The organism is Nitrosomonas marina (assembly GCF_900111605.1).
Taxonomy (GTDB): Bacteria; Pseudomonadota; Gammaproteobacteria; order Burkholderiales; family Nitrosomonadaceae; genus Nitrosomonas; species Nitrosomonas marina_A.
In genome coordinates, this window is the sequence record NZ_FOIA01000014.1 from 68,307 (window position 1) to 94,623 (window position 26,317).

Here is a 26,317-nt window from a genome sequence, read left to right on the forward strand (position 1 = left end):
TTCTAACAGCACGCTCATGTCTACTCAATATCGGCGCATTCTTCTCAAGCTATCGGGAGAAGCGCTTATGGGTGATGATAGCTATGGTATTAATCAAACCGTAATCGGGCGTATTGTTTCGGAGATAGCCGAAATCAATGCGCTGGGTGTCGAAATTGCCATTGTTGTCGGTGGCGGTAATATTTTTCGGGGTATGAAGACAGCCAATGATGGCCTGGAGCGTGTAACAGCCGATTACATGGGAATGCTGGCAACCGTTATGAATGCGCTTGCACTGCAGGATGCAATGAAACAGGCGGGCCTTGTTCCTCGAATACAATCTGCTTTACGTATTGATCAGGTTGTTGAACCATATATCCGTGGTAAGGCGATACGTTATTTATCAGAAGGCTGGGTAGTCATTTTTGCCGCCGGAACGGGAAACCCTTTCTTCACAACTGACACAGCCGCAGCCCTGCGTGGTATGGAAATGAATGTCGATATTATGCTCAAAGCGACCAAAGTCGATGGCATCTATTCCAGCGATCCTAATATAGATCCGCAGGCAACGCGTTTTCAGAAGATTTCGTTTGACGATGCAATCGCAAAAAATCTTCAGGTTATGGATGCAACTGCCCTGACATTATGCAGAGATCAGAAATTACCCCTCAATGTATTCAGTATTTTCAAGCCAGGAGCGCTCAGGCGCATTATTATCGGGGAAGACGAAGGAACCTTTGTTATGATTTAACCCCGGTTCCGGCTGTAATGTTCATTCGTTATCAATTACTGCAGGTGCGCAGCTTATGGAAAAATGATTATGATTGCTGATGTAAAGAAAACTGCTGAACAGAAAATGCAGAAAAGCCTGGAGGCCCTGAAAGTCGATTTGAGTAAAGTCAGAAGCGGGCGCGCGCATACCGGCCTGCTTGATCATGTGATGGTCGATTACTATGGTGCACCCACTCCCATTAATCAGGTGGCCAATGTCAATTTGATTGATGCACGCACCATTGGCGTAACGCCATGGGAAAAAAAAATGGCTAGTGCAGTTGAAAAAGCCATACGTGAATCAGACCTCGGACTAAACCCCATGTCGGTTGGTGAGACCATACGTGTCCCAATGCCTCCGTTAACCGAGGAGCGCCGAAAAGAACTGACAAAAGTCGTCAAACAGGAAGCGGAAAACGTCCGTGTTGCCATGCGTAATATACGCCGTGATGCCAACTCTCATTTAAAAGAGCTACTGAAATCCAAGGAAATCACAGAGGATGACGAACGCCGGGGGCAGGATGAAATACAAAAATTAACTGATCATTATATTGCCGAGATCGAAAAAGTTCTGCAAACAAAAGAAGCGGAATTGATGGCCATTTGATATGTCTCAAGGTACAAGCTCCACGCGAGAAATACCTGAAACCGGACTGAAACCGAAGCATATAGCCATTATTATGGACGGAAATGGGCGCTGGGCAAGAAAGCGCTATTTGCCACGGATGGCTGGACATAAGCAAGGTGTCGAGACAGTCCGCAATGTCATCAAATCCTGTTCTGATCACGGCGTCGAATATCTGACACTTTTTGCATTCAGCAGCGAGAACTGGCGGCGCCCGGCAGATGAAGTTTCATTCTTGATGCAGCTCTTTGCAGGCGCTCTGGAGCAGGAAATATCTAAACTGCATGAAAACGGAATACGCTTCAAAGTGATCGGTGATATTTCCAGATTCGAATCCCGGATTATTCAGTTCATTAAAAAAGGTGAACAATTAACAGCGAATAACTCCAAGCTTACATTGACGATTGCCGCGAACTATGGCGGACGCTGGGATATCATGCAGGCCATACGGCAAATGATGGAAAATTCATCTGAACTACCGATTCAATTTGATGAGGAAAATCTTGCGCAGTATCTTTCCATGTACTATGCACCGGAACCCGACTTGTTCATACGCACCGGTGGAGAATGCCGCATCAGTAATTTTTTGCTATGGCAACTTGCCTATACGGAATTATACTTTACCGATACGCTTTGGCCGGATTTCGATGAAAATGAATTCAATCTGGCAATTCAATCTTATCAACAGCGGGAACGACGTTTTGGTCAGACCAGCGAACAGATTCAACAATGAGTTGGTCATTCCGTTAATTTTGTGCGAGACAAATTGGATAATAGTTATGAATAATTTTATCAATTGTCATCAAAACGCGTTCCTGCAGTCCCGAAAAAAACCATGCTGAAAACCCGCATCCTGACTGTACTCATCGCTTTACCACTGTTTTTATCTGCATTATTCTATTTACAGGATATTTTCTGGGCCACTCTATTACTTGTCATCACGGTAATTGGAGCACGTGAGTGGTGTCATTTGGCCCGTTTTTCGGTCAGAAATACGGTTATTTTCATGGTGTTGACAACATTACTGGGCGGCGAATTACTGTTCTTGTTAAGCGAAGCGGTACAAAGCACCCCCTATGCCTATACTGCAGTCTGGATTTATGCACTGTCAACGCTGTTCTGGATAGGCTGCGTACCGCTGATGCTGAAAAATTCGACTGTTATGCATCATACTCTGGTGATGATGGGAATCGGATGGCTGGTACTGCTGCCGACAGCACTTGCACTGTATCAGTTACGCGCCATCAGCCCGGTGCTGCTGCTGGGATTTATGGGAACCATATGGGTTTCTGACACGGCAGCCTATTTTACTGGCCGCGCATTCGGTCAACATAAGCTTGCCTATCACATCAGCCCCGGGAAAACCTGGGAAGGCGTGGCCGGTGCCATGTTTGCCGTGTTGCTTTACGGACTCGTTTGGGTATATGTTTTTGCAGATGGCGCGCATCTGCAGTCACTGGTACCACTACTTCTGGTACTCGCCATTCTTGGTATTATCGGTGATTTGTTTGAATCATTGGTCAAACGTCAGGCGGGACTCAAGGACAGTGGCAGAATTCTGCCGGGACATGGTGGCATTCTGGACCGTATCGATGCATTAACATCCACTTTACCCCTCGCCATACTGGCATTACTGGTTTTTAATTCTTCTCTACTATGAATACATTACGCCATTTGACGATTCTGGGATCAACAGGCAGCATCGGCGAAAACACACTTGATGTCGTTAACCGCCATCCCGATCTGTTCAGTGTCACAGCACTAACAGCAAACAACAATATTGATAAAATGCTAGCTCAGTGTAAACAATTCCGGCCGCGTTATGCTGTAATGCTGGATACTGCTCAGGCCGAACGTCTTAAACAGGCAATTGACCAAAGCGGTCTGGATACAACGGTATTGTCAGGTGTTGAGTCGCTGGAGAAAGTCGCCTCGCTGCCCGATGTGGATGTGGTTATGGCTGCTATCGTCGGTGCGGCCGGTATACGTCCGACATTTGCAGCAGCACAGGCCGGAAAACTGGTATTACTGGCAAATAAAGAAACGCTGGTCATGGCGGGACGAATCTTTATGGACATAGTCAAGCAGCATGGCGCGACACTGCTGCCGATAGACAGCGAGCACAATGCAATTCATCAGTCACTTCCGCATGATTTTGGCGGAGATCTTCCTGGCAAAGGCATTCGTCGCATATTGTTGACCGCATCGGGAGGGCCTTTCCGGAACGCGCCGCTGGATTCGCTGACAAATGTAACACCAGCGCAGGCATGTGCCCACCCCAACTGGGACATGGGGCGCAAAATTTCTGTCGATTCAGCGACAATGATGAACAAGGGGCTTGAAGTTATCGAAGCGCACTGGCTGTTCAATGCAGCACCCGAACACATACAGGTCGTCATTCATCCGCAAAGCGTGATCCACTCTATGGTCGAATATATTGACGGTTCAGTTCTGGCGCAACTTGGAAATCCGGATATGCGTACACCAATTGCACATGCCATGGGTTATCCAAGAAGAATTGAAAGCGGCGTATCTCCGTTAGATATGTTTGAAGTCGCTCATCTCGGTTTTGAGAAACCGGATTTTAAGCGATTCCCCTGCTTGAGGCTGGCGTACAGAGCGCTGGAGATGGGCGATAACATGCCTGCAATTCTCAATGCTGCTAATGAAATCGCAGTCGAATCATTCCTTGATGAAAAGATGCCTTTCACCTCAATACCCGCCATGATCGAGCATGTCATGGATACTTTTGAGAAAAAAACAATGCAGTCGCTCAGTGATGTTCTCGAGGTTGACAGTAATGCACGTGATGCCGCTCGGGACTGGCTGGGCACAATCAGGCAGATTGCTTAAATTTCATGCTGTGTTAATTTTTCTAATGATAATATAGTGCGTCTTCTAACTGGCGACCCATGGAACAAGAATATACATTTCATACCAAGCGGCCTCGGGATCACGATAACAAAATGCTCTGGCTCATGCCCGATTTATTCAACGAATCTCAACAGCGATTTCACACTCTGAGCTGACATGTCAATATTTTTCACAATCATTTCTTTTATCGTAGCCCTGGGTATTCTGATTACCTTCCACGAATTTGGCCACTACCTCGTTGCACGTTGGAATGGTGTTAAGGTGCTACGATTCTCTGTCGGTTTTGGTCAGCCCGTGTTTCGAAAGCGTTTAGGCAGAGATCAGACCGAATGGGTTGTCGCTGCCATTCCACTGGGTGGCTATGTCAAAATGCTGGATGAGAATGAAGGCAAGGTCGAAAAAGAGGATTTACCGCGCGCCTTTAACCGCCAACCCGTTGGACGCCGTTTTGCCATTGTGGCCGCTGGACCCCTGGCCAATTTTTTACTGGCAATCGTTATGTACTGGTTCATGTTTGTTTTGGGTGTCGAAGGCATAAAACCCGTGCTTGGCCCGGTCGTGCCCGACACGCCGGTTGCCAGGGCAAATTTCGAGCAGGGCGAAACCATCGTCCGTATTGGGAACGAACCGGTTGAAAGCTGGCAGGACGCGCGCTGGACATTGCTGCGCTTCGCAGTGGAGCGGTCGAGTGCGGTACCCATCGAAACAGTAAATCAGAACGGTCAAATCAATCGGCGCCAACTCGATTTAAGCGGTATTCATCCTGACGACCTGGAAGGCAACGTACTGGGTATTATTGGATTCAACCTCTTCCAACCCGAAATCAAACCGGTGATTGCAACAGTCATGTCTGATGGTGCGGGTGAGCGCGCCGGAATACGTGCAGGCGATGAAATCCTGGCCGTCAATGACCGGGATGTCTATAGCTGGATAGAGTTTGTACCCGAAGTACAGCAAAACCCAGAGCAGCCGCTGATACTTGATATATTACGTGACGACCAGGTTATCACTTTGACCGTTACGCCCGACTCGGTTGTCGAGAACGGAAAAACGGTTGGTCGCATCGGTATAATGCCGGAAATAGATCAGTCGCTGTTTGATGCAATGCGCGTTATGGTAACCTATCCGGCTGGCGAGGCGATTATCATAGCAATGAACAAAACCTGGGAAACTACGGTATTGACGTTGAGCATGCTCTCTAAAATGATTACCGGTGACGTTTCCTGGAAAAATGTGAGCGGGCCGATTTCCATTGCCGACTATGCAGGCCAGTCCGCGCAGATGGGACTGGCTTCTTATCTCGCATTTCTGGCATTGATCAGCGTCAGCCTTGGCGTGTTAAATCTGCTGCCAATCCCGATTCTGGATGGCGGACACCTGATGTATTATGTCATTGAAATCATCAAAGGTTCGCCTGTCTCGGAGAAGACCATGATTATTGGTCAGAAAATAGGTCTTTTAATGCTGTTTACCCTGATGACGTTTGCGATTTATAACGATATACATCGACTGGTTACTGGTTAGATAATGAACTACAGGTATCTTGTCGCGCTTTTCAGCTTGTTATGCGCTGTATCAGTATGGGCCGGCGAACCGTTAGTTGTTCAGGATATCCGGGTTGAAGGCATTCAACGCACCGAAGCCGGAACAGTTTTCAGCTATTTGCCTGTCAAGGTTGGCGATATCATCGATGAAGCCAAAGCTACCGAAGCAGTCAAAGCATTGTATGCAACAGGATTCTTCAAGGATGTACAGTTAAAGACTGAAGGCGGTGTACTGATTGTGCAGGTTGAAGAACGTCCAGCGATAGCGCAGATTAACATCAATGGCGCCAAGGCATTTGAAAAGGACAAACTCAAGGAAGGGCTCAAACAGGCCGGGCTGTCCGAATCGCGCATTTTCAGCCGATCTTTACTGGACCGGGCCGAACAGGAATTAAAGCGGCAATATCTTAGCACCGGAAAATACGCCGTTAAAATCACCACCACGACGACACCGCTGGATCGTAATCGCATCGCTATTAATTTCGACATTGACGAAGGGCGCACGGCCCGTATCAAATTAATTAATTTTGTCGGCAACGAAGCGTTCAATGACAAAACGCTGCGCGGCCTGTTTGTCTTAACAACACCCAATCTGCTCACCTGGTTTACCAAAAACGATCAGTATTCCAAGCAAAAGCTGTCCGCAGACCTGGAGACATTGCGTTCGTATTATCTTGACCGTGGTTACCTGGAATTCAATATCGATTCCACCCAGGTTTCGATTACGCCGGATATGAAAGATATTTATATCACCGTCAACATTACTGAAGGCGAACAGTATACCGTTTCTGATATCAAGCTGGCAGGTGACCTGATTGTGCCTGAAGAAGAACTGAAGGAATTGATACTGTTACAGTCTGGCGACGTGTTTGCACGCGAGAAGCTGACCGAATCGGTGAAGCTGATTTCTGACCGTCTCGGCGATGACGGCTATGCTTTTGCAAATGTAAACGCAGCACCCGAACTGGATCATGAAAACAGGCAAGCGGCCTTCACGTTTTTTGTCGACCCGGGACGACGGGTTTATATACGCCGAATCAATATTACCGGTAATGATCGCACCAAAGATGAAGTAATACGCCGCGAATTCCGTCAGATGGAAGGTGGTTGGCACTCCACTTCGAAAATCAACCTGTCCAGGCAGCGCGTTGACCGACTATTGTTTTTCAACAGCGTTAATGTGGAGACACCGCCCGTTCCGGATGCCCCCGACCAGGTCGATGTCAATGTTCACGTTGAGGAGAGACCGACCGGTGCAATCATGTTTGGCGCGGGCTTTTCAGACCGTGAGGGACTGATTCTGAATGGATCTGTCTCGCAAAACAACATATTTGGCACCGGCAATCATTTCAGTTTTCAGGTAAATACCGGCCGTATTAACCGCGTGTTTGCTATTTCGTTTAACAATCCTTACTTTACAGTCGATGGCATCAGTCTGGGTTTCGATATATTCAGGCGAGACCTCAATACATCGCGCTTATCAAGGGTAAATGCTTTTAGAACGACGACATCAGGTGCTATCCTGCGATTCGGTCTGCCCATCGCTGAAAATGATATCATTTCATTTGGTGCAGGTGCTGAACAGACCGAGATTGGTGTTTTCGAGAACAGTCTTCCAAGAACAGTCAGATTTGTCGAGGAATTTGGCTCGACTACAAACAATCTGCCGTTTACCGTCAGCTGGGCGCGCGACCGGCGTGACAGTGCGATTTATCCGACATCGGGCACAACACACCGGTTATTCGGCGAAGTCAGTATTCCGGGGGTCGATCTGAATTACTATAAGGTCAGCTACAATCAGAAAACCTACTTCCCGCTGACCAAAACATTTACATTATTTTTAAACACGGAATTTGGTATCGGCGATGGTTACAGAGACAAACCGTTGCCTTTCTTTAAAAACTTTTTCGCAGGTGGTAACAATTCTGTCCGCGGCTACGATCTGAATTCACTGGGTCCGAGAGAACCGGTCCCGGGTTCTGACCGAACATTCGCACTCGGTGCCAGCAAACGTGTTGTTGCCAATCTTGAGCTTTTGTTTCCCATGCCATTTATGAAAGACGACCGGTCTGTCCGTCTGGGCGCTTTTATTGATGGCGGCGCTGTATTTGATAGTTTCAAGCGTAAAACCGTAATGCTGGATGGGTTCCCGGTAGATCAGGGCCTGCCCGATTTGTTACGTTTTTCTGCTGGGATTTCAGTAACCTGGGTATCACCGATGGGACCCTTAAAGGTCAGTCTCGCCAAACCACTCAATGACAAACCGGAGGATAACTTGCAGATGTTCCAGTTTCTGTTCGGGCAGCAATTTTAGGCTGAGCTCGTACCGTTCAGGAGAATCTATTGACTATTAAAAACCTGTGGTGGAAACTTCGCAGCCTTTTTATTCTGTCAGCAGCAGTCATACTGCCGCTGTTTAGCCCGTTGAATCATGCCGAGAGTATTAAAATAGGCGTTGTGAATACGGAAAAGATTTTACGTGAGTCCATTCCTGCATTGAATGCTCAGCAAAGAATAGATCAGGAATTCATACCGCGCGATGCTGAAATCAAGGAGATGGCACAGCAAGCCAAAACGTTGCAGGAGAAGCTGGAAAAAAAAGGCGCCAACTTGAATGAAACCGACAGGCGAGAACTGGAGCGAGAACTGGCGAACCTGAGCCGTAATTATCAGCGAGCACAGCGCCAGATGCGCGAGGACCTGACCGTACGCCAGAATGAAGAATATGGCGCCATCCTGGAGTTGACCGACAAAGCAATTCATTATATAGCCGAAAAAGAAAATTACGATCTGATTCTGCAACTGCAGGATTCCGTTTACCGCAGCCAGCGCATCGACATCACTGATCAGGTCATTGAAACACTGAACACCAAAAAGGGAAAAAATTCGATTCAGCCATAATCAAGCCTCATCGAATCACAAATACTATAACTGCCCGGTTATACTGTGCGCAGCGAAAAAATCAATGAATCCATAAGGGAAAACACATGAACACCATGGATATCCATGAAATTCTTAAATATTTGCCGCACCGCTATCCATTGTTGCTGGTGGATAAGGTGTTGTCGATTGAAACTGGAAAAAGTATAGTTGCAGTAAAAAGCGTCTCGATCAACGAGCCATTTTTTCAGGGTCACTTTCCACATCATCCTGTGATGCCAGGCGTGCTGATTGTTGAAGCAATGGCACAGGCAGCAGCGCTGCTGACGCTCAAATCCGGTGGAGAATCCAATAAAGAAGATACGGTATATTATTTTGTCGGTATTGATAACGTCCGTTTCAAAAAACCGGTAATGCCAGGAGACCAGCTTATCCTCAAAGTATCTATCGACCGTGAAATAAAAGGGCTGTGGAAGTATAGTGCCCGGGCCGAAGTTGACGATCAGCTTGTGACAGAAGCAAAACTGATGTGTACTGCGAGAAGTGTATAAGCGACAACTTTAAGCGGAGGCCGATTGTTGCAGACCATTGCAACTGCATCCCGACAAGCGTGTCATCTGGTAGGCGGCGTCGATGAAGCCGGACGCGGACCGCTGGCTGGACCTGTCGTAGCGGCCTGCGTAGTGTTGGGGCCCCAGTTTGACTTGCCGGGTTTGACAGATTCAAAACAATTGAGCGAAAAAAAACGCAACAGCCTGGCGGCTGCGATCAAACAGCACGCCCGTGGCTGGGCGGTGTCATCGGCAACGGTAGCGGAAATAGACCAGCTGAATATTCTGCAAGCAACGCTGCTGGCCATGCAAAGAGCAATCGCGCTGTTACCGGTGGTGCCCGATCTGGTCATGATTGACGGCACGCATAGCCCGAAACTCGAAATCCCGACGCGCACCGTTATCAGGGGTGATAGCTTAATTGCCGAAATCTCCGCCGCATCCATTCTGGCAAAAACCACACGTGATGCCGAAATGGTGGCGCTGCACCGGCGCTTTCCGGAATACGGCTTTGATCGACACAAGGGCTATCCAACCAGACAGCATATCAACGCATTGCAAATGTATGGTATAACGGAAATACACCGGCAAAGCTTCGCACCTGTTCAGACAATTGCACAATCTATCGTTAATCGCTGAATTATTCGTGAAGGAATCAATATGGAAACCCTGAAAGTTCTGCATATACTGGGTGTTGTTATTTGGGTAGGGGGCATGTTCTTCGCCTATATGGTTTTAAGGCCGGTTGTCAACCAACTACTGCCGTCACCACCGCAGATGCTTAAATTCTGGCAGATGGTTTTTGCCAGCTTTTTTCACTGGGTATGGCTGTCGATTACTGTGATTCTGGCAAGCGGTCTGCACATGATTACCCAAATGGGCGGATTTAGAGCCCTGCCCTTTAATGTGTATCTGATGTTTGCCATTGGTTCCATGATGATGCTGATCTTCCTCTACGTGTATTTTACTGCTTACCGGAAACTGAAACGCTATGTGGCAGCTGAAGAATGGGAGTCGGCAGGTATCGCATTGATACAGATACGTGTTCTGGTCGGCTTGAATCTGATTCTGGGGTTTGTAACCATTGCCATTGCCATTCTGGACACCTGAGCAAAGCATCTTTGTTAATAAATATGAAAAAACTGGAGGTTGAACCAATATGCGCATAGAGAAAGATACAGTAGTGTCGCTTCAGTACGAACTATTTGATTCGTCAGGTAATCTGATTGAAAAAACGGAAGAGCCAATCAGCTATCTACACGGCGGATATGACGGCATTTTCCCCATGGTCGAGGAAGCACTGCATGAGAAAGAGATCGGTTACAGCTGTACCGTTTCAATGGAACCCGAGCATACGTTCGGTGAGTATGACAGCACTCTGGTTCGTCTGGAGCCGCGCAATGCCTTTCCAGAAAATGTCGAGGTTGGTATGCGCTTTGAAGGCGCTGCCGAGGATTCCGACGATTACCTGATATATACCGTGACCGATATTGCGGAAGACCAGGTGGTTGTGGATGGCAATCATCCACTGGCCGGCATGAAACTGAATTTCACCTGCACGGTGATCGACGTACGCCCGGCAACGTCTGAAGAAGTTGCGCATCAGCATGTACATGGACCGCAAGGACACCTGCATTAACGATCGCATCACTGTCCGGATTGTTCATCCAGCATCTGTCTGATTTTATAGAGTTGATCGAGCGCTTGCCGCGGCGTCAGTTCATCGGGTGAAATCGCTCTCAGCAAGGGGATTAACGGATTCTCCTGCGGTTCGACTTCGGCGTCCGACTCGGTTTCGTCAAAAACCAGATCAAGTTGCGGTGTTCTGTCGGCGCTGTGCTTTTCAAGTTCTGCCAGATGCTTTCTGGCCATGCGTATAGCCCGACCGGGAACGCCGGCCAGCGCGGCAACTTGCAGGCCGTAGCTCTGGCTCGCCGGCCCTGCGGCGACTTTATGCAAAAAAACGATGCGATGCTTATGTTCCACGGCTTCAAGATGAACATTGCGAATTTGCTTGAATTCCTCGGCCAGCCGCGTCAATTCGAAATAATGCGTGGCAAACAGCGTACAGCTTTTATTTCTGGTCAGCAGATAGCGTGCAATGGCCAGAGCCAGCGCAAGGCCGTCAAATGTTGACGTGCCACGCCCGACTTCATCCATCAGTACCAGGCTTTGCGTCGTGGCGTTATGCAGAATATTGGCAGTCTCCGTCATTTCCACCATAAAAGTCGAGCGCCCGCCTGCGAGATCGTCCGACGCACCGATACGAGTAAAAATCTGGTCGAGCAGTCCGATGCGCGCTTTCTGGGCCGGTACGAAGCTGCCGCAGTGCGCCAGCAGCGCAATCAACGCAACCTGGCGCATATAAGTAGACTTGCCACCCATGTTAGGGCCAGTAATGATCAGCATCTGATGACCGCCGTGATGCTGCGGACCCAGTTGCACGTCATTGGAAATATAGTTGTCCACCTGTTGCTCCACCACCGGATGACGTCCAGCCTCGATATCGATTATCGATTCCTGCGTTAACACCGGGGTGGTATAAGCGAGCGTCTGCGCTCGCTCGGCGAAAGCGCACAACACATCGACAGTGGCTACGCTGGCAGCGGTTTGCTGCAACGCCGGTACCGATTCGGACAGCCTGTCCAGCAGCGCATCGTACAGGAATTTTTCGCGCGCCAGCGCACGATCCTGCGCCGCCAGTGCCTTGTCCTCAAATGCTTTAAGTTCGGGCGTAATGTAGCGTTCGGCGCTTTTGAGCGTCTGCCTGCGGCGGTAATCGTCCGGCACCTTGTCGCTGTGTGCATGCGTGACTTCGATATAAAAACCGTGCACGCGGTTATATTCCACTTTAAGATTCGGAATACCGGTGCGTTCCTTTTCACGAACCTCCAGTTGCAGCAGAAACTCGCCGCAGTTGTGCTGCAGGGCGCGCAATTCGTCGAGCTCTGCATCATAGCCGTCCGCAATCACATTGCCCTCGCGAAGCACAGCACCGGGTTCGGGACGGATCGCCTGCTCCAGCAAACCTGTCAGCGCTGGATCTGGCTGCAGCTCCTGCATTAATTGCGCAATGCAGCCCGCTTCGCATGCGGCAAGCACCTTCGCTGCCTCTGGCAGCAGCCTCAGGCTGTCGCGCAGGCCTGATAAATCTCTCGGGCGTGCTGTACGCAGCGCGATGCGCGCCGTGATGCGTTCAATATCGACCACGTGCCGCAGGCAATCGCGTACTGCCGGATGCGCATTGTGCGCAATCAGGTCCGTCACGCTGTCTAGCCGCTGTTGAATTTCTGATGAATTGCGTAGCGGATGATGCAGCCAGAAATGCAGCAGGCGACTGCCCATGCTCGTGGCGCAAACATCGAGCAGCGACAGCAAAGTCGGTGCTCGCTCGCCGCGAATGGTCTCGGAAATTTCCAGATTGCGGCGTGTGGCCGCATCCATACGCACATATACGCTGTCACGTACCGCCTGCAGCGACGTCACATGCAGTGCGGTGCTGCCCTGCGTCAGGCGGACATATTCGAGTAGCGCGTTGGCGGCGCCCAGCGCCGTCGTCAAATCCGCGCAGCCGAAGCCGGACAAATCATGTGCTTCAAAATGCTGCGTCAGGCTGCGCACGGCACTGTCGAGATCGAACTGCCACGGCGGCAGTGTTTTCAGAATCCAGCGGTCGTTCAGGTCCGGCACGGAGCGCAGCGATTCGGGCAGCAAAATCTCGGCCGGCTGCAGCCGCTCCAACTCGCTGACCAGCTGTTCGGGCACCGTTTCCATCACCCGTAGCTGGCCTGCTGCCAGATTCAGCCACGCCAGCCCGAGTGTGGATTCATGAATCGTCAGCGCCAGCAGAATGCAATCACGCTTGTCCTCCATCAAAGCCGCGTCGGTCAACGTGCCGGGCGTGACAATACGCACTACTTCGCGTGCGACCGGCCCCTTGCTCGCTGCAGGATCACCCACCTGCTCACAAATTGCGACCGACTCACCGAGTTTGACGAGTCTGGCCAGGTACTGCTCGGCGGCATGATACGGTACCCCCGCCATCTTGATGGGTTCGCCTGCTGACGTACCGCGCCGCGTCAGCGTAATATCCAGCAGACCGGCGGCCTTCTCGGCATCATCGTAAAACAGTTCGTAAAAATCACCCATGCGGTAAAACAGCAGCATGTCGGGATACTGTGCCTTGATACGCAGATACTGCTGCATCATGGGTGTGTGCTGCGGTTCTTTTTTCATGCAAATGCCGGGGTTTATGGGTGTAAAATGGTACGGGTCAAATGTGTCATGCGACAGGATTTTAGCATCGAATAACGCTAGACAAGAAACGCTTTACCAAGTTACCGGATATGATAGCGGTATCCTGCACAGACTTATTGACAGTGGCCACCGGTTATCATGGATAACGCCTCAACTCTGCGCTCTACCTTGATCTACCGCATATACGGCGGCAGCGGTTCGCCGAAAAATTCGCGCATTAGAAAGTCTTCCAGCCCTTCCTGGTCTCCCGGCCGGGCGGAAAGGACGATGACGCGGTTGAGGCGATGCGATTCCCAGTTGAAATCTTCCTGGTGGTACTGGCGAATGAGCTGAATCATGCGGCGGATCACGGCGCGCTCAATGTCGCCACCCGGTTCCGTTTCAACCTGGATGATTTCACGGCGCGGATTACTGACGCCGGTGGTCCAGGCGCGGAACGAAAAGCGCGCGTAAGTCGATCGTAATTCGAGGATCTGAAAAATGCCGCTGGTGCCGGGTGTTTGCAGATTGCGACGCACTTTCGCCATGCGGATTTCCTCCGCGGATGACTGCGGTTGCGTATTTTTGTTGCGGGCATATTCGGGACCGTCAAAAATACCGGCAGGACGCTCCTGAGCGGCGGGTTGTTGCGGTTGCGGCCTTCTCTGATTGATATATTCCGACAGATCAGCAGGCGTTTCGGCGTCCTTGGGTTGCGTGGCCTCTGTTGTGGTTTTTTTCTCGGGTTGTTGCGCCTTCGGTACTGCAACGGCATCGGGCCTGACCGGCGGCGCCTGTGGCCGAACGCGGGGTGGTGGCGGTGCCTCAACCGCCGGCGCCGGTTCAATCTGCGGTGGTGTCTCGGAAGGCGTTTCGACACCTTTACGCGGTGGCGGCACCGATTCCTGCGGCTGCGCCAGCTCGGGCAGTTCCAGAAATTCAGCTTCGATAGCGTCCGGCACTGAAATTGCCACTTCAACTTCGTCATCGGATTCCGACAGGAAAAAACCAAACATCCATATGAGCAGCAGCCAGATCAGCGCCGACAGCGGCAGCGGCCACCACAGGCGAATCTCCCTGGACCTGGAGTCGGTCATTGTCGAAACAGGTGCATGCATTACCGGATTACTTATGCCGTACCGCGATCAGAAACTGCTGCACGCCCGCTTGCCGCGCACGCAGCATCGCCTGCACCACGACACCCTGCGGGGCCTCATTGTCCGCCGATACGATCAGTTTCTGCTGCGCATCCTTAAGCAGCGGTTTGAGTGTCGCGGCCAGCGTGTCAAGCGTAACGGATTCTTTGTTGATGAAGATTTCACTGTCTTTGGTCAGGGTGAGCGTGACCGGTTTTTCGGCGCTGAGTTTTTCGGCCTGGCCTTCGGGTAGGTTAACTTGCAGAGAATCCAGGTTCTGCATTGACAGCGAAGCCAGCATAAACGTCGCCAGCAGGAAGAACATAACGTCGATCATGGGAATAATCTGGATATAGCCTTTTCGAGGCGTTCTGGTTTTACGCAGTTTCATGAACGTCTTCCTTTTGGTCCAGGCGGATGTGATCGATCAGGCGCGTGCCGAGACGTTCCATTTCATCCATGGTCTGCGATTGCAGCCGCGAAAAATAATTGAATCCGAACAGGGCGATCAGCGCAATCGACAAACCGACCACGGTGGCAATCAATGCTTCGGCAACACCGCCCGTCACTGCGGTCGGGTTGACGATGCCTTCGCTGCCGATGACCTGAAAGGCGCGCATCATGCCGACAACGGTACCGACAAGCCCCAATAGCGGGGCAGCGGTGACGATCGTTTCCAGCGCCCAGAGCCGGCGCGACAATGACGCTTCGATCATCTGCGCTTCGTCCGCCGCACGCGACTCGGTCCACCATGACGGCTGGTGCCGGTTGGCGATCACGACTTCAAAAAAACGCTTGTAATAATGCCGCCTGTCCAGCCCTGACAGAAATTTTTCCAGATCTTCCCATTTGAAACCATATGTTTCGATGAGATTCAGCAGCTCGTTCGAAAGCCTTGCGAATCGCCAGTAGACGAACGCCTTCTCCAGCATGATCGCCAGCGCGATCACCCCCAGCAACGACAGTGGCAGGATGATGATACCGCCCAGTTCCAGCATGACCCAGGCTTGGTTCAGATATTCCATACATTTACTCCAGATATCGGAAAAAAACAGCTATAACGTTACGACCCGCACAGCTTGCACATGAAATGCCTTACTCGAGTATGTGCGGGTGTTTGAACATAAATACCGGCACGAATTCCCGGTACCGGAAAACCCAATATACTGCCATAGACGGTGCACAGTTGTAGCAGGAAGATCTGAATTGATGAAAAGACAGCGAATGTCAGACACGGACAGATCGCTATGCACTGGATACGCTGAGAAAACGAATTAAGTAAATGGCTGCGGGTAGCGCGCTATTATATATAGCGCCATTTAATGATGACGTGCGACTATTCCCTGAATTTGATAATAATCCGGCCGCGTTCCACCTGAATATGCTCGATACCTTCGGAAAAGCTTTTCCAGAACCCCGGATCGCTGCCGAATTCGTTCACCAGGTCGATATTCTTCAATCCACCCAACCAGGCATTCGGAATCGGTACGCCCATGATGCTGATGCCGCTAAGGACAATTACCGGTTTGTCATTCCGATAGGTCATGCCGACGCCGGCATTGACCCGAAGTGTTTTACCGCCGAAAACCGGAAAATCCTCTTCGAACGGTACCAGCAGCTTGGCACTGACGAGTCCCTCATCAAGATCGATGGCCAGTTTGCGGGCCAGTTCGGTATTTTTAGCCAGCATCGCATTCAACTCGCGTTCGGTAAAACTGACTTCTCGCGTTGCACCCGACTCGGAGTATGGTTCAGGTTTCAGATAGCCGTCTTCATGAAACTCGTCCTCAAGCGGCTGGTATGAATATTCCTGCTGATAAGAGGAAGATAACCCGGTATCCCTTGCATATCCCAGCTTGTCGAGTTTGTCATCAAGCGCCCGTTCTTCCGCTGCACTGAGTGATACCGGAGTGAATGCAGTGGCGAAAACATACGTCTTGAGCACCCAGTAGGTACCCGCGATAGTAATCAGGATGGTGATAAAAACAATGAGCAGCACTTGGGTCCAGTTCATAATCGCGCCGTCGAAAAAATACAGAATGATAATGGATCATTATTGATGGTTGTCCATTTTAACTGATTTCTAGTGACGGTATGGTATAAACTTGTTACTACCAAGCCATCAATCAGCATCAGTTTCGCAATGACAATACCTGACCGCTACTGCTCTATCGAGGATTACGGCCTGATCGGCAACCTGGAGACGACCGCACTGGTTTCAAAGCGGGGATCCATTGATTTTCTGCCGTATCCACGGTTCGATTCACCGACCATTTTTACTGCGCTGCTCGACCGGAATAGCGGAGGATCATTCTCCATTGAAATTCAGTGTGACGAGGTCAATCACAAACAACTGTACCTGCCCGATACCGCCATTCTGATCACCCGTTACCTGACCAATGTGGGTATCGCGGAATTGACCGACTTTATGCCGGTGGATGAGGAGCACAACCGTTTCGCGCTGATCAGAATGCTCAAAATCATCAAAGGCGATCACACAGTGCGAGTCGAGCTGAATCCACGCTTTGCCTATGGCAAATTCGGATTTGATGTCACAAAACAAAACGGCACCCAGCTCATTCAAAGCAAAGAAACGGATCAACAGGCGTTTCGTCTGATATGTCCGGTTGATTTTGAATTGGAAGACGACCGGCTTGTGGCTGAAATTCATCTGAAAGCCCGGGATGAAATCTGCTTTGTGCTGTTGTCTGAAGATACTTCTGAATATCCAGGCACGCTTGATGACCTGAAAGCATTTGCAAAAAAAAACTTTGACCGTACCTTGCATTTCTGGCGAAACTGGAATAATCAGTCGGCCTATAGCGGCCGCTGGCAGGATATCGTCAGGCGCTCCGCGATTACGCTGAAACTGCTCACATCCTGCCGTTACGGTTCAACCGTTGCCGCCGCCACATTCGGCCTGCCGGAACATATCGGCGGACAGCGCAACTGGGATTACCGGTATACCTGGATCCGCGATGCAGCGTTTACAATGTATGGCTTCCTGCGGCTCGGATATAACCGCGAGGCACAGCAGTTTATTCACTGGATACAGCAACGCAGCCTGGAAATCGACTCTGCTGACGAACTCAAGCTCATGTACCGAATCGACGGCTCGTTCGATCTTGAAGAACATGAAATCCCGCATCTTGAAGGATACAGAGGCTCCACACCGGTGCGCTCAGGCAACGGCGCGTACAATCAATTCCAGCTCGATATCTTCGGCGAGCTGATAGATACGATTTATCTGTATAACAAGAATGCAGAGCCGATCAGTTATGATTTCTGGCTGAGTTTAACCAAATTCATCGATTTTGTATGCGAAAACTGGAAACAAAAGGGCCATGGCATTTGGGAAGTGCGTGATGGAGAAAAGGAATTTCTGATTTCCAAGGTAATGTCCTGGGTTGCCCTTGATCGCGGAATACGGATTGCCGAAAACCGCTCATTTCCGGCACCGCTCGAGCGGTGGCGGGCAACACGTAACGAAGTGTTTAACGATGTTTATCACAATTTCTGGAATCCGGAACGCGAGGCCTTTGTACAGTACCGCGGAGCGGATACTCTGGATGCATCCTCCTTGCTGATGCCACTGGTACGTATGTTAAGCCCCAATGAACCACGCTGGATATCGACACTTCGGGCCATAGAGAGTGAACTGGTCACAGATTCACTGGTTTATCGCTATAATCTCGACAATGGCGCCAGCGATGGCTTTGCCGGTGAAGAAGGGACTTTTTCGATGTGTTCGTTCTGGTATATCGAATGCCTGGCCAAATCCGGAAAGATCGACAAAGCCATTCTGTATTTCGAGAAAATGCTCGGATATGCAAATCATCTCGGGCTGTATTCCGAGCAGATCAGCCTGAAAGGTGAACAGCTGGGCAACTTCCCGCAGGCGTTCACACATCTTGGATTGATCAGCGCCGCTTACCAGCTCCAGCTATTGCTGTCGCAGGATAACCGCTGATGAATTCAACCGACCTATGGCACATACTATTCGAATGCAATCACTCAACAACAAAATTGCCCTGATCACCGGAGCCGCTACAGGCATCGGCAAGGCCGTCGCCCTGCGTCTCGGACAGGAAGGCTGTCATGTCATTGTCAATTATCTCGAACGAAAGGACGATGCCGCAGCTGTTGTCAATGCCATCAAGACACAAGGCGGAAATGCCACCTGCATGCAGGCGGATATCAGCCGTGAAGACGATGTCGTAAACCTGTTCACAGTCATCAGGAAGCAGTTCGGCCGGCTTGACGTATTGGTCAACAATGCCGGACTGCAGCGGGACAGCGATTTTATCGATATGACGCTGGACGACTGGAACACGGTGATCAATGTCGACCTGACCGGACATTTTTTGTGCGCACGCGAAGCCGCGCGACTTTTCAAGCGGCAATCTCAGGAAAACAGCGACCGACCGCCGGGCGCCATGGTATTTATCACCTCGGTGCACCAGAACATCCCCTGGTCGCGACGCGCCAATTACTGCGCCGCCAAGGCCGGTGCCGCAATGCTGATGAAAACAATCGCCCAGGAACTTGCCCCTTACCAGATCCGTGTCAATGCAATCGCGCCAGGCGCGGTCAAGACCCCGATCAATATCGATAATTTCCAGGACCCGGAATCAAGAAAAAAAATCATGCGAAAAATTCCCTATGGGCGTGCGGGGAAGGTTGAGGACATCGCCGCTGCCGTAGCCTGGCTGGCATCCGACGAGGCCGACTACGTCACCGGCGAGACTCTTTTTGTCGACGGCGGCATGGAACTGTTCGCCGATTTTGCTGACGGTGGATAGATTCCGGCTGATTATCCGGCTTCGTTGACAGATTGCTCAATCCGCTTTTTCGGGTCGGGTTAGCTGGTAATAGCCGTGATGCGCACCGCCAAGATATTCGGCACGGGCGCTAACGGTGTCACCCGGCTTGAAATCCTGAAAGTTTTCAAAAGAAAAACCTTCAACGGTTTTGCCGGGTTCTGCAAACTGCGGACCGAAGACAGCCGACGTCTCAATGATTTCAAAACTGAGCAGCCACTTGCGTGCGTCGTCTTGTGACTGACTGCAGGTAATTAGCCTGAGTTTAAGCAAAGACTCATTCGGTGCCGCAGTGACCGGGCGGGATGGATTTTGATCATGCATAACTTTTGCGGGTTACAGTTCGTTTAATTCAAAACGACGCGCTTCAATACACCTGACTGTCTCGCAGCGTTTTGCTGACAAGACAGCCAGGCTCTCGGTTGATACATATCGGACACAGTTTCTGCGTCATACCATATACATCCGGTAGATCGTACTGTCATCGACATAGACGGTAACAGGTACGTTATTGGCCTGCGCCTCGCATGCCATGATCAACAGATGTGTGACGCCATCGGGATGATCGGATTTAATTTTCCGCCACCCCGTGTTTTTGATATGCACCCATGCATTCTGCGTATGGTAACTGGTATAAGTACGGTCGATTATTTTATTGGCAAGCCATACCTGCGTCGAAACCGTACCGACACTGATCGTTGCATTGATCGTATTTCCCGTCAGCCTGATTGCGGATACATCGATACTGGAGTTGCTGCCATCATAGGCCTTGCTGTTCGGCGTTGTGGTGTCATTAAAAACATTGTTCGCGCCGGACGGGAATGCATCGCCGGTGTCGCCGCTGTTGGCGTTGGTATTCAGATCACGATTTCCATCAGCCTGCTCGATATCAACCAGATAATGGTTTTCATCGGTATTATTGGCCTGGTTATCGTCAACATGCTCAATAATACAGCCGCTGCCGGGCAGATAGCGATCAAAACCCTGTTGCTGGCGGTTGGTGACCAGAAAATATTCCTTTGAGTTCACATCACCGATTGGCAGCTTATATACATCGGCGCTGCTGTGGTAAGGCTGAATATTGACACTCTGTGCATCGTTGAAAATAACCTTGGGCGTTATCCATCCGGCCTGCAGCTTGCACCAGGCTGTCGGATGTGCCGGTGTGTCGCCGCCGTTATTCCAGCTGCCGCCCGCCATCAGATCCCAGCGTCCTGTTCCCCTGGAGGAGTAGTCTGTATCGTACAGATCGGGCCATTGCATCAACAAATGACCAAGCTCATGCGCCATAACGCCCACACGTCCGTCTTCAGGCGCCATAAAATAATTTCTGATCTGTACGCCATTGTATGTTTTTGGTGCAATGGACCATTTATGCGACCAGATGTCACTCCTGTTACCTGTGGCCTCACCGCCCGACCCTGCTGCGATAATAACCAGTGCATCGACGATGCCGTCACCATCATTATCATACTCGGCAAAATTGACATGGGGTGCGGCCAGATCAATCACGTCCTCGACCAGTTTTTGCGCGTTACGCGGGTAACTGCCGAAGCCGTAGTCGTCGTTGGTATAATACGCCTTGGTTTGCGGGGCGCGATACCAGCCCGCAGTCGGACCGCCGGTACCGCTGACTTCGCCGACGACGTCGAGTCTGCCATATGATGCTTCGCGGTAAAAATCACGCATGCTGCCGGTTGCATAGGTACCTGAAGAAAACAGCATGTCGCTGTAATGCTGTTGTGTCTGCGCAGCAGTTTTATCGGAAAAATCTACCAGCAATACCAGCGCTTTTCTGACACCGACGATAGGACTGAATTGCTTGGTTGGGGAAATGAGCGTATGCGCCCTGGTTTTTGGCGGTCGCGTTAAAATCAGCGCAGCGCTTTTTTGATCCAGTACATCCTTGTCAGTTTTACCTGGAAGGGCGATTCCCTCGCGCAAGCGTTGCTTGGACCGGATAATTTTTTCCTCCAATTCCGGTGAAGGAGGAGCTATACAACGTTCGTAACACATTTGGCGTCCCTCTCATAAATATTAGAATGAGCGTCCTATAATTCAAACATTCAAACGCAGGCGATCATGTTACCTTTTGCAGTTGCAGCAGCATGTTATCGTGCCGGGATGATAAATCGACTGAAAATGCCTGTACGGTGACCCAATCTCCACGACAGATTTCCGGCGTTTTGGACATACTGATATGCGCCCGGACGATTGTGTCGGAGCACGGATTTTTAACGGTAAAATCCACCACAAACGGCAACGCAGTCGTTTCACCTTTCCGGTGTGATACATGGTCAATCCGCTCGACAGCCAGCGGTACCGCCGATTCGTCGAGCATGCCCACATCTTCGGCGTAAACATATAATGTAGCATCGTGAAATGTATCCACATCGCTATCAATCAAGACTTGGCCTGCAACACGCATGATTCAATACTTTCTTTCATTGGTATCCGGCGGCTATTTTTTTGCACGCGATTGCCCGGCCGATTTTTTTTCGCCGGTTCTGGCGGCAGGCGCTGTTTCCATATCGGGCTCCGGCACGGCATCCAGGGTCTGCATATCGTCCAAATCGGGCGGTGGCGCAGTTTCTGCTGACAAATTACTTACCCCCGAACCGGTCAGGTCGCTGGCTGATGGTGCAGGCGCCAAACCACTGGCTTGGGTTTCAGTCATGGCCGCTTGCGGTCCGGGCACCATATCTTCTGTACGAAGTGCAGTCTCTAAGGGAAACTGCATATCGGGCCCCGGTGCGACCGCTTCTTCATTCCAGCCGCCACCGCCCTGCACAATTTCATCTGGTGGCGGCGCTGCGCTTTCCGTCGCAACCATGCCGCCCACCGTTTGGCTGGTTTGGCTACTCAGGTCCGGTGGCGGAGCGGCTGACGCATCAGCAGATGAAACAGTCTCGTTTCCTGTGCCGAACTGGCCAATCATAGGAATTTTGATAATAATTTCGTGATTCATGATCTGTTTCTCCTTAAATTGCCACCCACGCTGCCAACCTTGGTAGCCTTGGGTCGGATGACAGCCCGGGCTGGACAATTAGTTCAAGTAAACACGCTCGATCAGGTTGTCTACAATATAAACATTGACAGACCGGCCATTTGCCTTTGCTGCACATAACAGCGCGAAAGTATTGGTGATGCCGTCTTTATTGCCTGTCCTGATTTTCCTCCAACCCAGGCCGCTGATATTTGCCCAGGCATTCTCGGTATGAAAAGTAGTGTATGTTTGAATGACAGATTGATTGTTAGTCCACATGGTCGTATCCTCGCTTCTGGTGGTTAAAAAAACATGCGCGCAATTAATTGTCTGCTAATTCAGGTAAATGCGTTCAATTGTACTGCCATCCGCATAAACATTGACTGTGCGGTTATTTGCCTTTGCTTCGCTGAGCGCTATGAGCGTATTGGTGACACCATCCGGGTTGCCGGTCCTGATTTTCCGCCATCCCAGGTCCTCGACACGCGCCCATGCATTTTGTGCGTGATACGTTGCATATACCTGGATCACTGATTTGTTCGTATGCCAGGTTGTATATATTGCATGGACTGCCGCGATATCACCATCGCTCAAACCGCTGCGCTGGCCGATAGCGATGCCGGGCGGGATTGTCGTAATGGTGTCATTGCCATTTTTCGAAAAAGCTTTGGCCGGGTAATGCATGATCGAGCCATAGTCATAAGGGCCATAATCATCGCCATCGCTGATATGCTGGTTAAAATTATGTTCCTTGCCGGATTCGATATTTTCCCAGTGAATCGCAACGTGAGTATCCCGGTCTTCCCGGCTTTGTTCGTGCCAAAGACCCCACGCGTGTCCTATTTCATGAATGGTATTGCCGGTGCTGCAGCCACTTGCAAGATTAATAAACTGCTGACCGCCACGCATGCCGATACTCGAGCTGCATCCGCCGCCCGGTCTGAAACGGACATAGTTCGGGTACTGGCCCGCGTTGCTCGCGGTACGTTCAACAAAATTCAGATTGGTCTTGCTGATCCAGTGCGCAATCGCATCGGTAACCCGGTTTTTATTGGGCAATCCCGGATCAATTTCATATGGCATCAGAGCGTTCGGCCAGCGATATTGCGCACCGGTGACGGCCACGCCCCTCTGAAGGTCATCCTGTATGGCTTCTGCATTTCCTGAAAGCACCACCTGGGTGTGTGCGGCCATTTCATCGGCCGTACCGAGTATGATATCCCCTTCAAAAAAAGCAAACCCGTCCACAACAGTATATTGAACAGGTTTGTTCTTGAAAGTCAGACCTGAAATAAAGCCCTTCAGGACCCGATCTCCGGAAAGCATACCGTCATTGTCGATATGTGTGTGATTTGCCATTTTCAACCTCCTGACATGCAAGTCGTCGAATATGAGTAAGGCGTATAAGGTAGTTTACATGGTATTGTGGAATTGTGCGCCATGCTGTGATAAAAATCACACACACGTCAATTTAACGCTGATTCAACCGTGGACAATTGCCGGTTTTACGTAATTCGTGACCGATGATTCCATCAGCCGGTTTTTTACCGAATACCTGAAAAATTCCTGATAAGTCAATGATGTTAATGGTTTCGCTTATAGCAGAATAATAATTATCCCAATATGCGAAGGCGATTGACTTATTTAAACTTGCACTCATGTTGAGTTTTATTAAGGAGTAAACACATGAAAACAGTCAAAGCAAAAGAGTTTGTGATTGCTTTAGCGATTACCGCCTTGATGAGCGTTATTTCAGTAAATGCCCTCGCAGCATCACCGAACCATCAAACCAGTCCCAATGCTGTGAATACGGCGTTTGTTGATCATGAAGCGCTGGCAGATAAATATGAAAACATGGCGCATGCCATGCAGGAAAAAATAGAAGCGCAACTGGAAGCGCTCAGTAACAAGCCGCGCAGCAGTTTTTTTGGCAGAAACGGACAACATATCAAAAAACATGTTGCCTATAAAATTAACGAATACGACAAAGCCGCTCAGGAAAACAAGCAAAAGGCGCTGCATCACAAAAAAATCGCCATGGAGCAATCTGCACGCAAAACAGTCGCCGAATCAACGGATAACATGAATCATCCTGTCAACAAGGCAGGCAAGCAGGTAGATACTGCACTTGACGCCCTGTAAATCAGGTAACCAGTTTAACACGTAGCTCTCCAAACCCACTTCGGTGGGTTTTTTTTATTCAGTATGTAGTTTTTGTGAAACAAAAAATCATGCGCGCGATTGCCAGACGGCAACAAATGAATTGATTGAATTGACATAATCTTAGTAATATGTGACATATTCATAAACAATTTTTTTGGCAGACAGACTTCAACAACTTGGTTTAAAACGTTTAATTACGTTGGGATACTCAGATGAATGATGTATGGCAACAATTTGATCAACTAAAACTGGATCGCGAATCGACCCGGATCAAAAAAAGATTGATGCGAATGCTTATAGCGCAATCAGTGTTCATTACCGTTTTTTTACTTCTGCAAGGTGTGCATTACGGGACACAATTAACCTTTGACACGAGAATGGTACATGGGCTGGCTTTCCTTTTCCCGGTATTGGGCATCATGATGGGCACTTCCATACTCATCGCCAATTTTGCCACATATACCGGCGTTTACCGGGAGTTTGCATGGGTGAAAAAAAATACCGCGAAAGGCAACACGGACAATTCGGTGGATAAGGAAAACAAAGCCGCTTTCCGCAGCCTGATTCTCACAACGGGCATTGCTTTGTTCATTACACTTGCGTGGATAGCGATTCTGTCGTCAATGACCTGTGCTTACCAGCTGCCCAATGACTTCATTGTTAAAATGAATGTGATATGAAACGCGCTGGCGCCAGTCCTGTCCAGATGAACTTTTACAGTACCGCACATAAAAGTCGGGATTGTTATCGTATATCGGCAGCTTCGGAAAATTGATTCCCGAGGAGTTGCAGTTCAAAGGAAGATTCCGAATGGTCTTGCAGGTTATCTAAAAAAACCTCTGGTGTTGCCAGAGGTTTTTTTCATCAAGATGCAGTTCTATTTGTGACGATTCCGCTGGAACCGTGTTCAATGCAGCATTTGTCTGCGCTTTAAAAATTTGTCAGTCAGGAAAGCAATCAGTAGAAATGCCAGAATATAAGGTATTGCAGAAATAAACAGGTTCGTATAATTGGTTGTCTGTATGCTCAGCGGATATTCGTAATGAAATGAAGGAATGCCCACTCCGGTTACAAGCAGGGTATAGTCCCCTTTGTCCAGATTAAACGCCCCTTTGATGACACCATCCGAATGCTCCGTAGAATACATGGATGCCACGGTATCGCCGGTGGAGTCACCGCTTCCACGCACAATCCTGATGTCGATCGGCATCGTTCGCAATGCATGGTCGATAATATCCAGCACCCAGAAAGTTTCCCCCTCATGCGGAATTTCGGTGCAGTATTCCGCCTGTGGATCGTATTGCGGTTGATAAGTACTCAGATGAACCATGCTGCCGGCCATCATGCGCACACAAACATCATTTTCCAAAGGAACGTTCCCATGCGCTGCTATCAAACCACTATAAAAAAATGAGAGGAGTATTACACCCGTCATCCATATTTTTTTGATTTTTTTCATTCTGTAAACCTCCTGCTCCGAATGATTTGATCATCCACGGAGCATTCTTTTTAAACCCCATGATTCGAATAAAAAATCATGGGGGACAATTAAAAAATATTACATGTTCAGGGAACAATCCGGTTGTTAAGGATTTCCTTGCTCTGGTTGTTCCAGATAACGTCCGTCAGGTTAGAGTAGCGCGTAATGATCTGCGCTGCTATACCACCCGAGAACAGTCCAGCCCAGCCCAGTATCACAAAGCCCCAGTGCAACGGTGCGCTAAACAGCTCTTCCATAAACCAGAATGCATG

The 26,317-nt window shown here is 49.8% G+C and carries 30 protein-coding genes; 16 read left to right on the top strand and 14 right to left on the bottom strand.

The features are described 5' to 3' along the window. Positions 1–16: 16 nt before the first annotated feature. The 12 genes from pyrH to BMY62_RS08050 all read left to right on the top strand — a co-directional run bounded on the left by pyrH (position 17) and on the right by BMY62_RS08050 (position 10,863). On the top strand, positions 17–730 hold the full coding sequence (gene pyrH / locus BMY62_RS07995; RefSeq protein WP_090658419.1) for a UMP kinase: 714 nt from the start codon (positions 17–19) through the stop codon (positions 728–730). Positions 731–799: 69 nt separating this feature from the next. Beyond that, positions 800–1,357: a ribosome recycling factor gene (frr, locus tag BMY62_RS08000; RefSeq protein WP_090632667.1), complete on the top strand. Its 558-nt coding sequence runs from the start codon at positions 800–802 to the stop codon at positions 1,355–1,357. Position 1,358: 1 nt separating this feature from the next. Further along, positions 1,359–2,108 carry an isoprenyl transferase gene (locus BMY62_RS08005; RefSeq protein ID WP_090658421.1) on the top strand — a complete coding sequence of 250 codons (750 nt, stop codon included), beginning with the start codon at positions 1,359–1,361 and terminating at the stop codon, positions 2,106–2,108. 63 nt (positions 2,109–2,171) lie between these two features. Next, entirely contained in the window at positions 2,172–3,035 is an 864-nt protein-coding gene (locus tag BMY62_RS08010) for a phosphatidate cytidylyltransferase (RefSeq protein ID WP_371264082.1), read from the top strand. After that, positions 3,032–4,228 (top strand): 1-deoxy-D-xylulose-5-phosphate reductoisomerase, encoded by a 1,197-nt coding sequence (gene ispC / locus BMY62_RS08015; RefSeq protein ID WP_090658425.1) that lies wholly within the window; start codon positions 3,032–3,034, stop codon positions 4,226–4,228. Before BMY62_RS08010 ends, ispC begins: the two co-directional genes overlap by 4 nt. 177 nt (positions 4,229–4,405) lie before the next feature. After that, positions 4,406–5,773 carry an RIP metalloprotease RseP gene (gene rseP, locus BMY62_RS08020; RefSeq protein WP_090658427.1) on the top strand — a complete coding sequence of 456 codons (1,368 nt, stop codon included), beginning with the start codon at positions 4,406–4,408 and terminating at the stop codon, positions 5,771–5,773. Positions 5,774–5,776: 3 nt separating this feature from the next. Continuing rightward, positions 5,777–8,107, top strand: coding sequence for an outer membrane protein assembly factor BamA (gene bamA, locus BMY62_RS08025; RefSeq protein ID WP_090658429.1), 2,331 nt, complete (start codon positions 5,777–5,779; stop codon positions 8,105–8,107). Between the two features lie 29 nt (positions 8,108–8,136). Further along, the gene (locus tag BMY62_RS08030) at positions 8,137–8,694 is read left to right on the top strand and encodes an OmpH/Skp family outer membrane protein (RefSeq protein WP_256207496.1); all 558 of its coding nucleotides are present in this window, start codon (positions 8,137–8,139) and stop codon (positions 8,692–8,694) included. 86 nt (positions 8,695–8,780) lie between these two features. Further along, positions 8,781–9,224 (top strand): 3-hydroxyacyl-ACP dehydratase FabZ, encoded by a 444-nt coding sequence (gene fabZ, locus BMY62_RS08035; RefSeq protein ID WP_090658431.1) that lies wholly within the window; start codon positions 8,781–8,783, stop codon positions 9,222–9,224. A 24-nt stretch (positions 9,225–9,248) separates the two neighbouring features. Continuing rightward, positions 9,249–9,863, top strand: coding sequence for a ribonuclease HII (gene rnhB, locus BMY62_RS08040; protein WP_256207498.1), 615 nt, complete (start codon positions 9,249–9,251; stop codon positions 9,861–9,863). Between the two features lie 21 nt (positions 9,864–9,884). Then, positions 9,885–10,334, top strand: coding sequence for a CopD family protein (locus BMY62_RS08045; RefSeq protein WP_090658432.1), 450 nt, complete (start codon positions 9,885–9,887; stop codon positions 10,332–10,334). Positions 10,335–10,383: 49 nt separating this feature from the next. Continuing rightward, positions 10,384–10,863, top strand: coding sequence for an FKBP-type peptidyl-prolyl cis-trans isomerase (locus BMY62_RS08050; protein WP_090658434.1), 480 nt, complete (start codon positions 10,384–10,386; stop codon positions 10,861–10,863). A gap of 8 nt (positions 10,864–10,871) precedes the next feature. Here the strand turns inward: BMY62_RS08050 and mutS are convergent, their stop codons facing one another. From mutS to BMY62_RS08075, 5 genes are all read right to left on the bottom strand, one after another. Further along, positions 10,872–13,460: a DNA mismatch repair protein MutS gene (gene mutS, locus BMY62_RS08055; RefSeq protein ID WP_090658435.1), complete on the bottom strand. Its 2,589-nt coding sequence runs from the start codon at positions 13,458–13,460 to the stop codon at positions 10,872–10,874. 194 nt (positions 13,461–13,654) lie between these two features. Further along, positions 13,655–14,578, bottom strand: a complete 924-nt coding sequence (locus BMY62_RS08060; RefSeq protein WP_256207500.1) for a hypothetical protein — start codon at positions 14,576–14,578, stop codon at positions 13,655–13,657. Between the two features lie 7 nt (positions 14,579–14,585). Then, entirely contained in the window at positions 14,586–14,987 is a 402-nt protein-coding gene (locus BMY62_RS08065) for an ExbD/TolR family protein (RefSeq protein ID WP_090658436.1), read from the bottom strand. Then, positions 14,974–15,621: a MotA/TolQ/ExbB proton channel family protein gene (locus tag BMY62_RS08070; RefSeq protein WP_090658438.1), complete on the bottom strand. Its 648-nt coding sequence runs from the start codon at positions 15,619–15,621 to the stop codon at positions 14,974–14,976. The genes BMY62_RS08065 and BMY62_RS08070 overlap by 14 nt, the downstream gene beginning before the upstream one ends. A 311-nt stretch (positions 15,622–15,932) precedes the next feature. Continuing rightward, a complete protein-coding gene (locus BMY62_RS08075) occupies positions 15,933–16,610 on the bottom strand; it encodes an arginine N-succinyltransferase (protein ID WP_090658440.1) in 678 nt (225 codons plus the stop codon). 129 nt (positions 16,611–16,739) lie between these two features. On the opposite strand from BMY62_RS08075, the gene BMY62_RS08080 reads away from it, so the two are divergent. Continuing rightward, entirely contained in the window at positions 16,740–18,566 is a 1,827-nt protein-coding gene (locus BMY62_RS08080; protein WP_090658443.1) for a glycoside hydrolase family 15 protein, read from the top strand. 16 nt (positions 18,567–18,582) lie between these two features. Further along, complete coding sequence (locus tag BMY62_RS08085) at positions 18,583–19,398, top strand: SDR family oxidoreductase (RefSeq protein ID WP_090658445.1); 816 nt, start codon at positions 18,583–18,585, stop codon at positions 19,396–19,398. Positions 19,399–19,434: 36 nt separating this feature from the next. Here BMY62_RS08085 and BMY62_RS08090 read toward each other — a convergent pair whose 3' ends face one another. From BMY62_RS08090 to BMY62_RS08120, 7 genes are all read right to left on the bottom strand, one after another. Next, entirely contained in the window at positions 19,435–19,740 is a 306-nt protein-coding gene (locus BMY62_RS08090) for a hypothetical protein (protein ID WP_090658446.1), read from the bottom strand. A 126-nt stretch (positions 19,741–19,866) separates the two neighbouring features. Further along, positions 19,867–21,432, bottom strand: a complete 1,566-nt coding sequence (locus BMY62_RS08095; RefSeq protein WP_090658447.1) for a M6 family metalloprotease domain-containing protein — start codon at positions 21,430–21,432, stop codon at positions 19,867–19,869. A 64-nt stretch (positions 21,433–21,496) separates the two neighbouring features. Beyond that, positions 21,497–21,844 carry a hypothetical protein gene (locus BMY62_RS08100; protein ID WP_090658449.1) on the bottom strand — a complete coding sequence of 116 codons (348 nt, stop codon included), beginning with the start codon at positions 21,842–21,844 and terminating at the stop codon, positions 21,497–21,499. 33 nt (positions 21,845–21,877) lie between these two features. Next, entirely contained in the window at positions 21,878–22,384 is a 507-nt protein-coding gene (locus BMY62_RS08105; protein ID WP_090658451.1) for a hypothetical protein, read from the bottom strand. 78 nt (positions 22,385–22,462) lie between these two features. Then, entirely contained in the window at positions 22,463–22,681 is a 219-nt protein-coding gene (locus BMY62_RS08110) for a hypothetical protein (protein ID WP_090658453.1), read from the bottom strand. A 54-nt stretch (positions 22,682–22,735) separates the two neighbouring features. Further along, on the bottom strand, positions 22,736–23,761 hold the full coding sequence (gene legP / locus BMY62_RS08115; RefSeq protein ID WP_090658454.1) for a Dot/Icm T4SS effector Zinc-dependent metalloprotease LegP: 1,026 nt from the start codon (positions 23,759–23,761) through the stop codon (positions 22,736–22,738). A gap of 112 nt (positions 23,762–23,873) precedes the next feature. Beyond that, on the bottom strand, positions 23,874–24,062 hold the full coding sequence (locus BMY62_RS08120; RefSeq protein ID WP_090658456.1) for a hypothetical protein: 189 nt from the start codon (positions 24,060–24,062) through the stop codon (positions 23,874–23,876). 26 nt (positions 24,063–24,088) lie between these two features. Between BMY62_RS08120 and BMY62_RS08125 the strand changes: the two genes are divergently transcribed. Further along, positions 24,089–24,544, top strand: a complete 456-nt coding sequence (locus tag BMY62_RS08125; RefSeq protein WP_090658458.1) for a hypothetical protein — start codon at positions 24,089–24,091, stop codon at positions 24,542–24,544. Positions 24,545–24,777: 233 nt separating this feature from the next. Beyond that, a complete protein-coding gene (locus BMY62_RS08130; protein WP_090658460.1) occupies positions 24,778–25,245 on the top strand; it encodes a hypothetical protein in 468 nt (155 codons plus the stop codon). 227 nt (positions 25,246–25,472) lie between these two features. Here BMY62_RS08130 and BMY62_RS08135 read toward each other — a convergent pair whose 3' ends face one another. Continuing rightward, positions 25,473–26,024, bottom strand: a complete 552-nt coding sequence (locus BMY62_RS08135; protein WP_090658462.1) for a hypothetical protein — start codon at positions 26,022–26,024, stop codon at positions 25,473–25,475. A gap of 107 nt (positions 26,025–26,131) precedes the next feature. Next, a partial coding sequence (locus BMY62_RS08140; RefSeq protein ID WP_218142940.1) for a methane monooxygenase/ammonia monooxygenase subunit C occupies positions 26,132–26,317 on the bottom strand: 186 nt, incomplete at its 5' end.